The sequence below is a fragment of the Bacillus sp. FJAT-45350 genome, assembly GCF_002335805.1.
In the GTDB taxonomy this organism is placed as follows: domain Bacteria; phylum Bacillota; class Bacilli; order Bacillales; family NISU01; genus FJAT-45350.
The window spans coordinates 3,024,669-3,037,339 of the sequence record NZ_NISU01000001.1; the positions used below are offsets into that span (position 1 = coordinate 3,024,669).

Below are 12,671 nucleotides of genomic sequence, written 5' to 3' on the forward strand. Positions count from 1 at the left end.
TCGCCTCCTTAAATTGTTGCACGGCGTGTACGAACTGCCGTTGCACTTTGATTTTGTTGTTGAACATTACCTACTCCAGCAGGAGGGTCAGTATGATATTTGCTAACCATATCCGCTACAACAGGGTCTTTCATAAAACTGTCCATCTCACCAGATAATTGCTCTTTGGTCATATCCGGCTGCAACTTTTCACGATGATATGACCATAAACGACCAATAGCGGTTTTTTCGTCACTCATATCTTTACGGACAGCATCAGATTTAACATTTTCAATCATCATTTCACCGACTACTTTTTCAAACTCAGCCGATTCAGCTACTTTAATTGCTTCCGCTGCTTTTTTAGCTGCTTCCACAACAGACATTTCACCGGATACTCCTAATGTCTCTTTCACTTGTTTTAACTCAGTTGCCACCGAATTAGTTTGTTGTAACCAAGAAGAATCAATCTCACCTGCTATTTGTTCCACACTTAATCCCATTTCACCCGCAATCATAGGCATTGTAATTTGTTTATTTGCCATCATTTTACCTAACTCTCTTAACAATTCATCTGGATTCATTTTCTTTACACCTCCGTTTTTTTCTGGACCTTCTCCATCTGTATCCCACATTTCACCTGACATAGCAACAATCGATGTTTTCATACCAGCACGGTCAAGCGGGGTCCAATCAATCGACATTCCATCATAATCCACTACCTGTGTTTCGCCATTAGCTTGTTGTAATTTTGGTCGTCCAAAGATAGATACTTGCTTAACACGACCACTACGGATCCAACGCTTTAAATCTTTTTGTGTAGCATCCACTACACCACGAAAAAATGCTATCTCTCCATCCATCTTCGCACCAATCCAGTGAGTTGCAGGGGGCAAAAACTGTGTACTCACTTCCTCAGCCTTTTGATGACCAAGAAATCCTGCTAATGTTGATGTATTGACTTTATCAACAATAGAACGAAGGGATTCAGGTGTGTAGTACCACCCCCTAGTAGATTTTGAAGCAGGAACAGAGACGACCACTTCTAACGGATCATCATCACCTTTTTTCAATTCATCAAGATTAACTCCTGGAGCAAGTTGAATATCTTCTACTGTTACTTGGTTATCCATTTCTCCGTATAGCATCATATATCTTGGCTTATGCTTCATCCTTTCCACCTCCTTTCAAATTAAGCTGCTAGATAAACATCTTGGTACCATTGCTCAAGCTCTCGATCACTTTGTGGATTCTGCTGCCATTTGAGTAGTCGGTCAACAAAATCCTCAGGACTTTCATGCACAGGAATTAAAGTACATAAACAATTTGGGTGTGGAGGATATAAAGGAACCTCATCAACACGATAAATACCCCTACCTAAACCGCTGTCCTTATTAGCGTGAACATCGCATATATCGTAAACAGGATGGGATGGAGATAACATCCACTGTATACCTCTAGCAGAAGGGCTTGTCCTAGCAGCTCCAAGTACTCCTTCACCAAATGCAGCCGTTGTTTCAGTTCTTGCTAACCTTAATGCTTCATAAGCTAAATCTTTTGGCGGTTTAATCCTTTCAAATAGTTGCGGAAAATTTTGAACGGATGTTGCTTGCCCCTCTCGAATATATTGTTGAAGCGCTTGAGCTGTCTTTATTGGACTTTCACCTGATACAACTGCTTCTCTCAATATATTCCTGATATGGTCGCCAGCGTTTTCTGTTGTTTTCCATATGCGGTCTGACAGGTACATCCCTTTGTGATTTCTTGCCCACATAGCCCTTACTGCATCTTGATTTACACGAACTATTGCTCTTTCGTATGGGGCGACGTCTAATCTAGCGCCCTTTAACCCCTGTATTGTGATTTTACGAGTCGTATGTGAACCCGCTTGAACTGATAATCTAAGAAACCTATCAGTTCTGTCGGTAAATTCCTCACCTAATAATCTCAGCTCTCTACTAAGCTGTTGCTCGACTCTTTCTAGATGGCGATAGGAAAGTGTAGAACTACCTCTCCTTTCAATTTCTTCAAGTGTTTTTGCAATATTATCAATCACTTTAAGGTATAGAGCTCTTAATTCAGGGTCTTGAGCAAGTCTTAACTCGATATATAACTTCCTAGCTTCCAAAACATAGTCTCTATATGGACCAGCAGCAGCTATAATTTTTTCTAATTCATCCATTCAAGTCACCTACTCAGCAACTCATCGATTTTATTTTTCTGTTCCTCTAGAAACTGCGAATCTTCTAACCTCATAAGCATAAGCTTTGTTTTCATTAGTTTATCTTTTTCGCTTCCGTTCCCATCCTCGTTTTCTTCATAACTACCCATGGTGTCAATGTATTGTGACAAGAAGTCTACTGCTGCTTCAATACTAATTAATCCCGCGTTTAATCCTTGGACTAGAGCTCTAACTACTGTTTCAATTTCATCAGCAAGCTCTTTAGAATCACGCGGATCCACTTCATCCCATTCCAATTCAGTAGCATAGGTTGAAAATCTCATATTTTCTCCATGAGATTTCATGGCAAGAACAATACGTGCCATACGTTGCCATGGTTCTGCAAACTGTTCCCTCTTTCGTTGTACCTTACGTACCAGAATAGGCATTTGCTCTTTTACCGAAGAAAAAGACGAAGGGGTGTGAACACCAAATGCAAATTCAGGCGTTTCAGAAGTGTCTACAATGCAATAAAAAAGCAACTGGAGTAACAGCTTAGCGTCACCAGTTGCACTTCTAACTTCTATAAATTCAACATCTTCTTCACTTCCAACAAAGATAAGTTCCCTACCCTCTAGGTTAATTGCCCCACCTTCTTTGGCAAACTTAACAGGGTCATTAACGCCGAAATTATTAAGGAGAAACGCTCTAACGTCTTTTACCTTTAATTTCATCTTTGGAGTGCTATGCATCTTAGAGCCTGTAATAGCGTGGTGCATAACATCATGATAAGCCTTTAAAAAGGGTTCGATTGACTCCATTTCACTCTTGCCGAACTTTTCATGCTCATCTGATTCATTTTTAAAGTGAACTATGGGTATAAAATCCCATGGTGTAATTATCTCACCTAATTGTAAATCCTCTGGGTATTCTCCTTCCGCTTCTACCTTTCTCAAACCAGCTCGTATCTTTTGAGTTAAGGTGTAGCGCTTCTTATTTTCACGCTCATCTTCCCACTCATGTTCCGATTGCAGAATATATTCTGTAGGATCACCTGTTATTGGGTCTAATACAATATCCTTTACCATGTCAGGCGGAAGAATGTTATAAACTATTCGCTCTTGGTCTTCTGGATATAGCGTTCTGTCTGCTGCTCTTTCCCTAGTTAACCAAACATAACAATCTCCGTCTCTTAGGGCATTCCTTTCACTCCTCAACATTCGTGAGCGGTTTCTCTCTACGAAGGATTGAAGTTCCTCCTCGACTAACTCGTCCTTACTACGAAAAGTAGGAACACCAATAAAAGAGGTGGCAGTGTTCACAACTGGTTTAACAAAGCCTGCGCCCAGCTTATATTCATCATTAGTATTGTCATATAAACTTCTAGCTAACTTATAGTCTACTTTACTTGAATCTAATGAGTAGGGATTTGACCACGTACCAACAATATTCCAACCTAAGAGGTTAGTAACGCGATTACGTAGCTTAGACATTTCTCCTACAAATGTTTTATACCACTTAGCCATATACTCTCACCCCCCTTAACAATGAAGCTGCATCTCCACTTACTTTTAATCCTGAATCTGATTCCAAAGTATAAATGCCATATCTCTCAGCATCCATAGCATGATCATTTTGCTTTACTGGTTTATCTTCCCCACGTTCAGCAGCTTTTTCATCCCAAACATATGAAAAACGCTCCCTAAGTAGGTTCTTACAATCTCTATGGGTATAATTTCTCCCCTCTGCTATTGTAGAGGCAACTGTCCGAATACCATCAAGTACATCGTTCTTTGCTTCAAGGACTCTTAGTATTCCGCCATCTCTTATTTCGGTAATAAAAGAAGCAGCTGATGGATCTATAATCACTTTATCAGTGTAACCCTGGCAGAACTCTACTAAATCTTTGTAATACTGACTATCAGTTTTTTGGCTTCCTGTTGCTCGACCATCATAATAGTATTCTTTCAAATTGTAGTAGATTCTCTGCCCTTCCTCACTATAAAGAATCCCTTGCAAAATAAATGCCGTAGGGTTCTTAGTACCGTAATCAATCGTTACCTGATATTCTTTAATTTGCTGTGGCCATTCGTCAATGACATGCTCATCCTCGAGGAACATGTCATATATAACGCCCTCCGCCATAACCCACAGACCTAGAATATACCTTTTGAAGAACACTCCTTTGTACAAGCGGTAGTACCTATCAATGGTTTCCTTCTCTAAAGAAAGATTGTCCTTCATGGTAAAATGTAAGTGTAATGCTCTCTTTTCCTTAAGGTTATCTAGCCATTCAAGCTTAAACCAATGAAATGGTCCAGAGGGGTTGCAGTTAAACCAATACTTTGAACCTGAAACTGAACACCGCGCAGTCGCTTGGTCTACAAAGGATTTAGGCATTAAAGCCACTTCATCAAAAAACATACCAGCTAATGTAATACCTTGAATTAAATCCTGACTACTTTCATCCTTACCACCAAATACATAAAAATAATTAATTCGACTTCCTTTACTAATTGTCAGGTAGTTATCTGCTCGATGGTCTTTTATCTTATAACCACGCGCTTTCAACATTCTTTTTAAAGGTGTGATAACATTACGTCTTAGCGCACCAATTGTTTTGCCTGACATACCTAAATTTTCTTCGTGAAAAGTGTCCATTCCCCAAAGGACATATGATAACGACATTACCACTGTCTTACCCGCACGAACACTGCCGTCACAAATAACTGCATCGTAATGATTGACAGGCGATCTAGGACGCCACCAAGTTAGGACTTGAATCTGCTTCTTGGAGAAAGGCTTGAATTTAAAAGGAGCAGGTTTACGTTTCTTGACAGTCGTCATCGTCCCACACCTCTTCTAGCTTGCCATCTAATGCTTCAATAAAACCATCATCTTCATACTCTTCATCGTCACCCATTACCTTAGCTTTATCCAATGCAAGCTTTTCTTTAGAAATTTCTAGCTTTTCATTCTCAATTTTACGTTTGAACTCATCTGGAAACAGGTCGAAATATTGAGCCAATTTATCGAGAGCTTTCATTTTATCTGCTAACTTAACAGATATACCATCTTTTCCTTGCTTAACCTCAGTAATGATTGTTCCATCAACTTCAACCGATTCCTTAAACTCAACATAACTTACTTCTTCTGTTAGCACATTCCCATCCTCATCCTTGACGGGTCCGTACATGCCTATAACTGGTTGCTCACGCTTCCCAAATGTAGCAAAGTCAGTTATATCAGCAAGGGCTATGTCAATGTACTTTTGGAGTATGAACTGAGCGTCCAACATTATACCCTTTGCTTGTTCTTCTTTTAGGCAGTCGATTTCGCCTCTTACCTTAGTATTCCTAAGTAAATTACTTCCGTTAACCATAGCAGTAGAATACGCACAATCATACGCTTTTCGATAAGCCTTAGTAGCGTTGAAATACTTAATGTAATACATACAAAAAAGCCTTTGCTTATCGGTAAGGTCATTACCTTGCAAAGACTCGTCAACTTCTATTGGTCTTGTCTCTTTTTTGGAGGGTGATTCACTTTTAGTAACGTTACCTTTTGATTTAGTAACGTTACCATTCAATTGCTGCTCCCATTTATCTTGATTCTTCCACTTTCTAATCTGCGAATCCGAACAACCTAATTCACTAGCGATGTCTTTTAATTTTTTTTTGCCATTGCTTTTTAGCCATATCTGTTTGGCTTCGTCTCTTCTTGGGTCTCGAGGTCTAGCCATGCTACATAATCACCCACCCCCATATTTTGGTTTGTGTTACTTCGGAGTAAAAATGATTAACAAACCTACTTTACCTATCATAAATTATCTTATATTACAGTAAAGGAGGCCTAAAATGAAAAAGATACCAAAAAAATACCCACTACACATTCATTTGTCACTTAGCACGTGTACAATATGTGTGGATATTTTTCAGGTGATTTTAATAACTGTTTCTCTTTATTGACCTGCTTCTCGCAGGTCTTTTTTTATATTCTATTCCTTTATAGGTTGTTCGTTTACAACTTTGTAAGAAAAGTTGTAAAACATGTAATTAGTTATTTTGATGTCACTGTATCTTTCTTACTAATAGGTGGCACTCGTACGACAAAAAATCATTTGATTACCTGTTCCATTTCATAAGCTGCTCTTTTTGCCTCTTTAAACATCTTGAATTCTTTTTTATCTAGAATTTTTATAGCGTCAGTAAGATTTATTGTAAAAAGACTGTCTATATCTTGGTACGCTAGGATTTTATTTTGGTCAACAAAGTCCCTTAGATCATATAAATAATACGAATCCGTCTTTCTATAATAAATAATTAGTTCACTTTCACTGTGCGATGTAAATACAATTTTTACTTCTTTTTTTCTTAACTTTTGTTTAAGTCTGTCAGTTAAAATCTCATAACTTACTGAATCATTGACTTTCGATTCAGTTAATAAATAGTTTCTATTTAGTTGTTCTATAGGCTCTTCTCCAAAGATCACCATTCCTACTTCTTGCATAAACTGCTGGTAACCTATGCTTAATTTCACCCTATGTAAAGGTTCTACCGTGAAAACCAACTTGTTTGTATCAAAGTCCATCCCCTTTATTATTGTTCGTTTTTTTTCTAATGCCTTATTTAATAATGGCATAATAAATTCAACAAAATTATTTTCCGTGATTCTAGGTGCCGACTTTGATGTTATGTTTCCATTGTCGTCCTCAATCATTCTCAAAGCTACAGAGTTCCTAGTACGTTTTAAATGGTTTATAATATCCCTAGTAGCTATAAATGGTTTATCCTTATGCCTCTTCACGTAACTTCTTAATTTTATCTCCAGTTCTTCTTTTCTCTTAAAGTTATTACAAATTTCTTCCGCGCAATCAATTTTGATTTTATTATCTATATATTGGTTATACAAATTGGTAGTATCTACTTTTAGTTGATTGTATGACTTTGTTATTTCTCTGGGTATATAAATATCTTGTTCTTCTATAAATTTATCCCACTTTACGATTTTATCATGTACATTTGGGATTAAATAGTTTAACTTTATTCTTCTATGCACTTTTGTAGCATTACGTTTTAATTCTGCAACTGATTCTGGAAGTTGGAAACCCTCCTTTACAAAATCTTCAATACAATCACTTCCAACGTTTAACCTTTTTCCATTTACTCTATTTTTTATATAAAAAATATATCTATTACCTGTACCACAAAGCGAGCATTTAATGTCTGTGTTCCCTAAGCCTTTATCCTCGACTACCTTTTGTTTATCTGCTTGCCACTCCTTGATAGCTTCTTTTATTACTGATTTTACGGCTGTCCTGAAAAAGATTTGTTGTTCTGTGGGTAAAGAATCGATTAATCCATTCGTGATTCTTTTATTTTTTGTTAGGAGTTCTCTATAGTCCTTATAAAGCTCATCTTTAAAAACCTCACTATTTAATAACAATACTCTCTCTCTTTTGTTTAAGAACTGTTTATTGGATACAGACATTTGCTCCCCCCTAAGTATTTATACTATTTATTATACATAGAAATTTTTGATAATTAAACAAGAAGCCTCATCCCACAAAAGAGAAGAGGCTACATGAAATTTGTTCTGCAATTTTCCTTTCTGCGCGCTCAACAGTTGTTTGAACTGTGCTCTTAGAAACAACTAACATGCTGGCAATCCGTTCATATGAAATCATCTGCCCCCTCGACATCACATACATCTCTTTTTCCCTAGTTGTCAGTACAGATAGGGCATCCTCTATTCGCATTTTGTCAAAATCCGTTATGACATCTTCTTTTTCTTCTTGTTCTACACTTCGATAAAAATTTTGCATCAACAAAGGATCAAGTGCCTTCTCCCTTTGATATGCAGCTAACCTTTCAACACCTCGCGTGTTCCCAGGCCGTCTCCCTGTTTTCATCCATTCTAATGAGTACTCTAAGTCACTCGCCATTGAAGATAAGTATGTTTTGTCCTCTTCAGAAGCATTCTGATATGCAGTTCTAATCTTTTTTAAAGATTGCTTATAACTCATAATTAAATCATCCAAAGAAACCGCCTCCATATATTTATCTCAATAGAAAAAAGAGCACCAACAGACACATATATATGTGTTACTGCTAGTGCCCTCGGTTGTTCCGACTAGGCTTGTGTAAGTTGTGTTGTTATCCTATAAGAGGGCTTACCCACTTTATAATTTTGACATGGTAATTCTAACGAACCGAAAGCTGGCAATGGGAGCATGAATACCTTCCCGCCTTGCACGATATATACTTTCCCATTATCTTTAGAATCTATTTCTGCCATCTTCTCTGCATTGGTGGGAATTTCTTTTGTTTCAACAATCACCTTAATCCCTCCCGGATATGGTATAATAATCTTGTCTATGTTATTAGCCGTCCGAGAGGGCGGCTTTTTTTATTTGTCTTTTAAATATTCTTCTCGAATCACTTGTTTTTGCCATTCAATTTGCTCCTGTTGCTCTTTCTCAGATGATGTTTGTTTCTGGTCCATTGTTTACACCACCTTGCTTCGTTAAATGTTCGTAATGTGCATTAACGATTTTTAACCTCTCGTTCCCCATCCCATTGTTTTTTAGGAAACTTTCCATGCCATTTACCCCAGCCAGTTTTACTTCCATCTTTCCATTCAACTGGAGCACACTCTGAGCAAAGCGCTTTCCCTACTAATGAATCATCTTTAAAATCACTTTGTTTCCTGCCCCAATAATGACCTAGAGTGGTATTTTCAACACAATTACACTTGTCACAAACGAATACGCCCATCCAATATCCCCCTTATACTCGGAATGTTCATTACCATATACTTGCTTCTTTTACTTCTTTAGCCCATTTTCGCCCTTCTTTTGTATTTAGCCATTGTTCAATTTTCTTACCTTGAGTAACACGGCTAACTCCTGCTTTTTCTTTTAATTCATTCAGAGGTAAATATTTATGTCTATTATCTATCTTTACCTCGTACACACCATCTGTTTTTCCTTTTCTTTTAGTAGTCATGTAAGCCATGCACTTAATTCTTTTATCTTCAATTACTTTCCACCCGCATTTACACGAACGTTCAAAAACGTTATCCTCGATAATTAATGCACCTTCGCCATTCCCTACTTTGTCACTACCACACTCAGGACAAGTATTATACTTTCTCATCAATTCCATTGAATCATTTATGTTCACTTCTTCCTCCCCTTTCATATGTTGCGCTTCATGTGTCGACTATGCATCAACTTCACAGTGTATTGCTTTAATATTCTCTAGTTGGTTTATAGGTAACGACTTGAGAAACTTTGTGTACGCCACATACTTGTGCTGTCCTTTAACGATTTTTTCTTTTCTCTTGCCAGAATCATAAACGATTTCCATTTTGTAAGTGTTCACTGCTATTGAACCTCCTTTATCAAAAGCCTACACCTCGATAATCTTTAATTCTGGAAACTTATACTCAAACAATTTCTTCTTGAGCAAGTACTCTTTGGTCTTCTTGCCTTTCACATCAACTATCTCCACACGCCCATCTGAATACGTTACTCTAAAATCAGCAACATATTTTATCGCTCGAATCGTTTTTCCGTTCTTCTTGTATGTAGGTTGTAATTCGAACGTGGGTTGTAACTCTATTGCAGTCACTTCCCCTGCCATTTTCCGTAGTTTTAGCTCAGCGTAATAATGAGCTTCCTTTTTGCTATCAAACCTATGCCCATCTAACACCACTTTTTTATTCCCGTATTTATTTTGTCTATAGAGCTGTTTTTGTCGCTGCATTAATCGTTGCTCTCTTTTAATCTTTTAAAATTAATCATCTTCTTATCCTTCCTGAGCACTATTACGGCTATAGAAAGAAACCAAACGCCATTGCAAAAATAACTAAACCAATTCAATTAACTCACTACCTTTTCCCAACGCTTTTCTACTTGTTTGCGATAAAGATCTTTGTATTGCTCAAACTCTGTTAGCACAGGACCGTTCTGTAACAAATAAATTAAACTAGGTTCCTCCTGCTCTTTCGCCCAACATATTTGCCCATAACCTCTAGAGATACTTTCCTTATCCCTAAGTTGTCTCCCGCACCTGCTACACCTCACAACTTCTGATTTTTCAGTACTCATTTTTACCCCCAATCAAAATAGCGATATTTGCTCAAACGACCCTTGAACAATCTCTTCGGATGGCGGTACTGTTTCAAACTCCTCACATGTTTTTATCTGACTCTCATCCAACTCTCGAATGTTATCAAAACAATTCGCCTTGTAGCATCCCCAAAATGCCCCCTGTTGCCCCGTTTTGATTTCATAGACATAAAAGTGTGTACCTCTGCCAGATATGTCTCTTAGTAGGTATTCTGTGCCTCTCACTATAGGATTCACTCCGCTAGTAACTAGGGATGTCCCAATATAGGTCTTTCCTTGATTCACTTGAGTGCACCCCCTTTATGTTTCTTGTTAACCCAACGCATCTCATTTTCTAGCTCTGATAAAGTAAGTTCATACAACTGCCGACCATCCGCTAATTTGGTATGTCCATTACTAATTAACTCTTGGATAATTCGGTCTTTTTCAGATTCAACCGCGTACCTCAAATGATTAACTTTCTCCATAATTCACTTCCACTCCATTACGTTGACTAACTTCCAACCTAGCAAAATTAAATAAAATGAACGTCGGTACCGCTTTACTTCTCTCCCGCCTTTTCGGTAAATGTACATTTTCATTCTTTACACTCCCAGTATTCAAAAAGAAGTTGCTGTATATTAACTTTAGGTTTCATAAACCCTTTTGCTCTTCTTACTCTGTCAAACAGGAGTAAGAATATCTCGTCCGGATCACAATCGAATTTCTCTGCTATCTCATAGATGTGGTCCCCTTTACCCCACATCTTTTCAAACGCTCTCACTTCCTTAATTGACCAATCTTGCTTCAAGTCCTCGTTCACAAAGTAGGTTTCGCCTGCGGAACGGGGCATGTGATTACGTTCCAATTCCCGTTCCACTCGGCGAATATCGTTGACCTGTTTATGAGTCAGTGCCTTCATCCAATCTCACCTTTTCAGCTGCATTCACCTTTAATTTTCTAACATTTTCATACCACTCGATAATCCTTCAATCACTTCACGCAACTGTGTCGGCAATGCGCTCATTTCTTTTTTGCGCTTACTTTGTGTCTCCCACGCCATACGAAATTGTGCTCTTAAAATATCTGGCTCCTCATTCAAGCAAAGTTCTCTCCAGGTAAACCTTTTTACCATCTCTGCTACATCAGGCGGTAACGACTCCATCGCTTTCGCTTCTTGGTAAAAACCATATCTACGAATAGCTTGTACAACTAATCCCCAAGCTTCAATGGCATCGAGTGTTCTTGGTGTGGTCAGTTGTGACGCAGCTTCTCTTATCTCTGCTAGCGTCGGGAAAAACTTCGATGTTGATAACACCTTGATAATTGCTTTCTCGGCGACGTTATACGGTATGTCAGAGAGAGATTTTTCCCACAAAACCGCCGTAGGCTTTAGGTCTCTTTCTTGCATACTAGGGAAATTTGCGGTAGCTAAAGCTAGTAGATTCATAATCTCTTTTCTGTTCATGTGGAACCCTCCTCTGCCCAATCTTGTAAACTTTGAAAAGCTCTAGGCTTTTTTTGTTTTTGCTGAAAAGATACTACTTTTTCTTTCTGGTCCTTAATTTCTAGAACTAGTCTGTCAAACTGGTCTCTTAATTTATTTATCGAAAGTATGTTTTTTCTCCAAAAGGTATGGTCTTGCACCCAATCTATTAAATACGTGATTTGGTCTTCTGTCCTTGTATCTCTTTCCATCATCAAACGAACATCGTCAGCCCATTTTTGTAAGTTAGGCTTTTTGTGCTCAGGGTTATTCTTTAGGATATTTTGATAGAGTCGATTGGCAAGTTGAAAGTGAACAGAGTCTTCGTCGTAAATTTTAGATTTGCGACATGATGTTTTAATATCTCTTTTACTTTCCTTTCCTTTACTTTCCTTTACTTTACTTTGTGTACTTTGGATATCAGAAACCTCATTTGCATCTTCATTTCCGATATCAGAAACTGTATTAGAACCACTATTGCCGTTATCAATACGTCGTCCGTTAAGGTCAACTAGCTCAATATTCTTTTTTTCTGGTAGGTCAACTAACAAATACTCCTGTACAATTTCTACGTTCACTCTTTTGTATACAGCGCTAATATAATGATTCTGTATCCTTTTAGAAGTAAGTACGCTGTATTTCTCGTACAACTCTTTGTTAAATATCCCCCACTTGATGCAGTCGTAAATTACAGTTGTTACTAAGTTTCTGTCAGAAGAAACTTTGTTGCTGAACAATATCTGTTGTTTTTCATCCCACTCATGGTAGTATCCATGAGAGTATATTTTTTGAAACATCTTAATCAAAATTGCAAATCCTTCTAATCCATGTTCGGCTTCTATTAACTCAACCTCATCACTCATTACTACGTCTAACGCAAAATAATCTAGCCCATTTTTTTGAGGTCTAGCCACACCACCTCGCCCCCTTTT

The 12,671-nt window shown here is 37.9% G+C and carries 18 protein-coding genes; all 18 read right to left on the bottom strand.

The window, feature by feature from the left end; translation table 11 throughout:
* Window positions 1-8 precede the first annotated feature (8 nt).
* Window positions 9-1,151 carry a hypothetical protein gene (locus CD003_RS15220; protein WP_096201902.1) on the bottom strand — a complete coding sequence of 381 codons (1,143 nt, stop codon included), beginning with the start codon at window positions 1,149-1,151 and terminating at the stop codon, window positions 9-11.
* 20 nt (window positions 1,152-1,171) lie between these two features.
* Window positions 1,172-2,161 (bottom strand): hypothetical protein, encoded by a 990-nt coding sequence (locus CD003_RS15225; RefSeq protein WP_096201903.1) that lies wholly within the window; start codon window positions 2,159-2,161, stop codon window positions 1,172-1,174.
* Between the two features lie 5 nt (window positions 2,162-2,166).
* The gene (locus tag CD003_RS15230) at window positions 2,167-3,666 is read right to left on the bottom strand and encodes a phage portal protein (protein ID WP_096201904.1); all 1,500 of its coding nucleotides are present in this window, start codon (window positions 3,664-3,666) and stop codon (window positions 2,167-2,169) included.
* Entirely contained in the window at window positions 3,659-4,987 is a 1,329-nt protein-coding gene (locus tag CD003_RS15235; RefSeq protein WP_096201905.1) for a PBSX family phage terminase large subunit, read from the bottom strand. Before CD003_RS15235 ends, CD003_RS15230 begins: the two co-directional genes overlap by 8 nt.
* A complete protein-coding gene (locus CD003_RS15240) occupies window positions 4,965-5,882 on the bottom strand; it encodes a terminase small subunit (RefSeq protein ID WP_096201906.1) in 918 nt (305 codons plus the stop codon). Before CD003_RS15240 ends, CD003_RS15235 begins: the two co-directional genes overlap by 23 nt.
* Window positions 5,883-6,256: 374 nt before the next feature.
* Window positions 6,257-7,630, bottom strand: coding sequence for a hypothetical protein (locus CD003_RS15245; RefSeq protein ID WP_096201907.1), 1,374 nt, complete (start codon window positions 7,628-7,630; stop codon window positions 6,257-6,259).
* Window positions 7,631-7,697: 67 nt separating this feature from the next.
* Window positions 7,698-8,180, bottom strand: a complete 483-nt coding sequence (locus CD003_RS15250; protein WP_096201908.1) for a sigma factor-like helix-turn-helix DNA-binding protein — start codon at window positions 8,178-8,180, stop codon at window positions 7,698-7,700.
* 92 nt (window positions 8,181-8,272) lie between these two features.
* On the bottom strand, window positions 8,273-8,479 hold the full coding sequence (locus CD003_RS15255) for a hypothetical protein (protein WP_096201909.1): 207 nt from the start codon (window positions 8,477-8,479) through the stop codon (window positions 8,273-8,275).
* Between the two features lie 206 nt (window positions 8,480-8,685).
* Complete coding sequence (locus CD003_RS15260) at window positions 8,686-8,916, bottom strand: hypothetical protein (RefSeq protein WP_096201910.1); 231 nt, start codon at window positions 8,914-8,916, stop codon at window positions 8,686-8,688.
* Window positions 8,917-8,946: 30 nt separating this feature from the next.
* Window positions 8,947-9,324 carry a DUF3797 domain-containing protein gene (locus CD003_RS15265; RefSeq protein ID WP_218838254.1) on the bottom strand — a complete coding sequence of 126 codons (378 nt, stop codon included), beginning with the start codon at window positions 9,322-9,324 and terminating at the stop codon, window positions 8,947-8,949.
* A 39-nt stretch (window positions 9,325-9,363) separates the two neighbouring features.
* Window positions 9,364-9,525 (bottom strand): hypothetical protein, encoded by a 162-nt coding sequence (locus CD003_RS21965; RefSeq protein ID WP_179295568.1) that lies wholly within the window; start codon window positions 9,523-9,525, stop codon window positions 9,364-9,366.
* 27 nt (window positions 9,526-9,552) lie between these two features.
* A complete protein-coding gene (locus CD003_RS15270) occupies window positions 9,553-9,909 on the bottom strand; it encodes a DUF1064 domain-containing protein (RefSeq protein ID WP_096201912.1) in 357 nt (118 codons plus the stop codon).
* A 116-nt stretch (window positions 9,910-10,025) separates the two neighbouring features.
* Window positions 10,026-10,253, bottom strand: a complete 228-nt coding sequence (locus tag CD003_RS15275) for a DUF6011 domain-containing protein (protein ID WP_096201913.1) — start codon at window positions 10,251-10,253, stop codon at window positions 10,026-10,028.
* Window positions 10,254-10,265: 12 nt separating this feature from the next.
* Complete coding sequence (locus CD003_RS15280; protein ID WP_096201914.1) at window positions 10,266-10,559, bottom strand: hypothetical protein; 294 nt, start codon at window positions 10,557-10,559, stop codon at window positions 10,266-10,268.
* The gene (locus CD003_RS15285; RefSeq protein WP_096201915.1) at window positions 10,556-10,741 is read right to left on the bottom strand and encodes a Fur-regulated basic protein FbpA; all 186 of its coding nucleotides are present in this window, start codon (window positions 10,739-10,741) and stop codon (window positions 10,556-10,558) included. Before CD003_RS15285 ends, CD003_RS15280 begins: the two co-directional genes overlap by 4 nt.
* A 110-nt stretch (window positions 10,742-10,851) precedes the next feature.
* On the bottom strand, window positions 10,852-11,175 hold the full coding sequence (locus tag CD003_RS15290) for a hypothetical protein (RefSeq protein WP_096201916.1): 324 nt from the start codon (window positions 11,173-11,175) through the stop codon (window positions 10,852-10,854).
* 30 nt (window positions 11,176-11,205) lie between these two features.
* Complete coding sequence (locus CD003_RS15295) at window positions 11,206-11,721, bottom strand: replicative helicase loader/inhibitor (RefSeq protein ID WP_096201917.1); 516 nt, start codon at window positions 11,719-11,721, stop codon at window positions 11,206-11,208.
* The gene (locus CD003_RS15300) at window positions 11,718-12,653 is read right to left on the bottom strand and encodes a DUF4373 domain-containing protein (protein ID WP_096201918.1); all 936 of its coding nucleotides are present in this window, start codon (window positions 12,651-12,653) and stop codon (window positions 11,718-11,720) included. The genes CD003_RS15295 and CD003_RS15300 overlap by 4 nt, the downstream gene beginning before the upstream one ends.
* Between the last annotated feature and the right edge of the window lie 18 nt (window positions 12,654-12,671).

What these genes read in the sequence shown, in the direction of transcription:
- CD003_RS15225 (WP_096201903.1), bottom strand. Translation starts at nt 2,161, where the DNA reads ATGGATGAATTAGAAAAAATTATAGCTGCTGCTGGTCCATATAGAGAC.
- CD003_RS15245 (WP_096201907.1), bottom strand. Translation starts at nt 7,630, where the DNA reads ATGTCTGTATCCAATAAACAGTTCTTAAACAAAAGAGAGAGAGTATTG.
- CD003_RS15295 (WP_096201917.1), bottom strand. Translation starts at nt 11,721, where the DNA reads ATGAACAGAAAAGAGATTATGAATCTACTAGCTTTAGCTACCGCAAAT.
- CD003_RS15285 (WP_096201915.1), bottom strand. Translation starts at nt 10,741, where the DNA reads ATGGAGAAAGTTAATCATTTGAGGTACGCGGTTGAATCTGAAAAAGAC.
- CD003_RS15235 (WP_096201905.1), bottom strand. Translation starts at nt 4,987, where the DNA reads ATGACGACTGTCAAGAAACGTAAACCTGCTCCTTTTAAATTCAAGCCT.
- CD003_RS15220 (WP_096201902.1), bottom strand. Translation starts at nt 1,151, where the DNA reads ATGAAGCATAAGCCAAGATATATGATGCTATACGGAGAAATGGATAAC.
- CD003_RS15230 (WP_096201904.1), bottom strand. Translation starts at nt 3,666, where the DNA reads ATGGCTAAGTGGTATAAAACATTTGTAGGAGAAATGTCTAAGCTACGT.
- CD003_RS15275 (WP_096201913.1), bottom strand. Translation starts at nt 10,253, where the DNA reads ATGAGTACTGAAAAATCAGAAGTTGTGAGGTGTAGCAGGTGCGGGAGA.
- CD003_RS15240 (WP_096201906.1), bottom strand. Translation starts at nt 5,882, where the DNA reads ATGGCTAGACCTCGAGACCCAAGAAGAGACGAAGCCAAACAGATATGG.
- CD003_RS15270 (WP_096201912.1), bottom strand. Translation starts at nt 9,909, where the DNA reads ATGCAGCGACAAAAACAGCTCTATAGACAAAATAAATACGGGAATAAA.
- CD003_RS15260 (WP_096201910.1), bottom strand. Translation starts at nt 8,916, where the DNA reads ATGGGCGTATTCGTTTGTGACAAGTGTAATTGTGTTGAAAATACCACT.
- CD003_RS15290 (WP_096201916.1), bottom strand. Translation starts at nt 11,175, where the DNA reads ATGAAGGCACTGACTCATAAACAGGTCAACGATATTCGCCGAGTGGAA.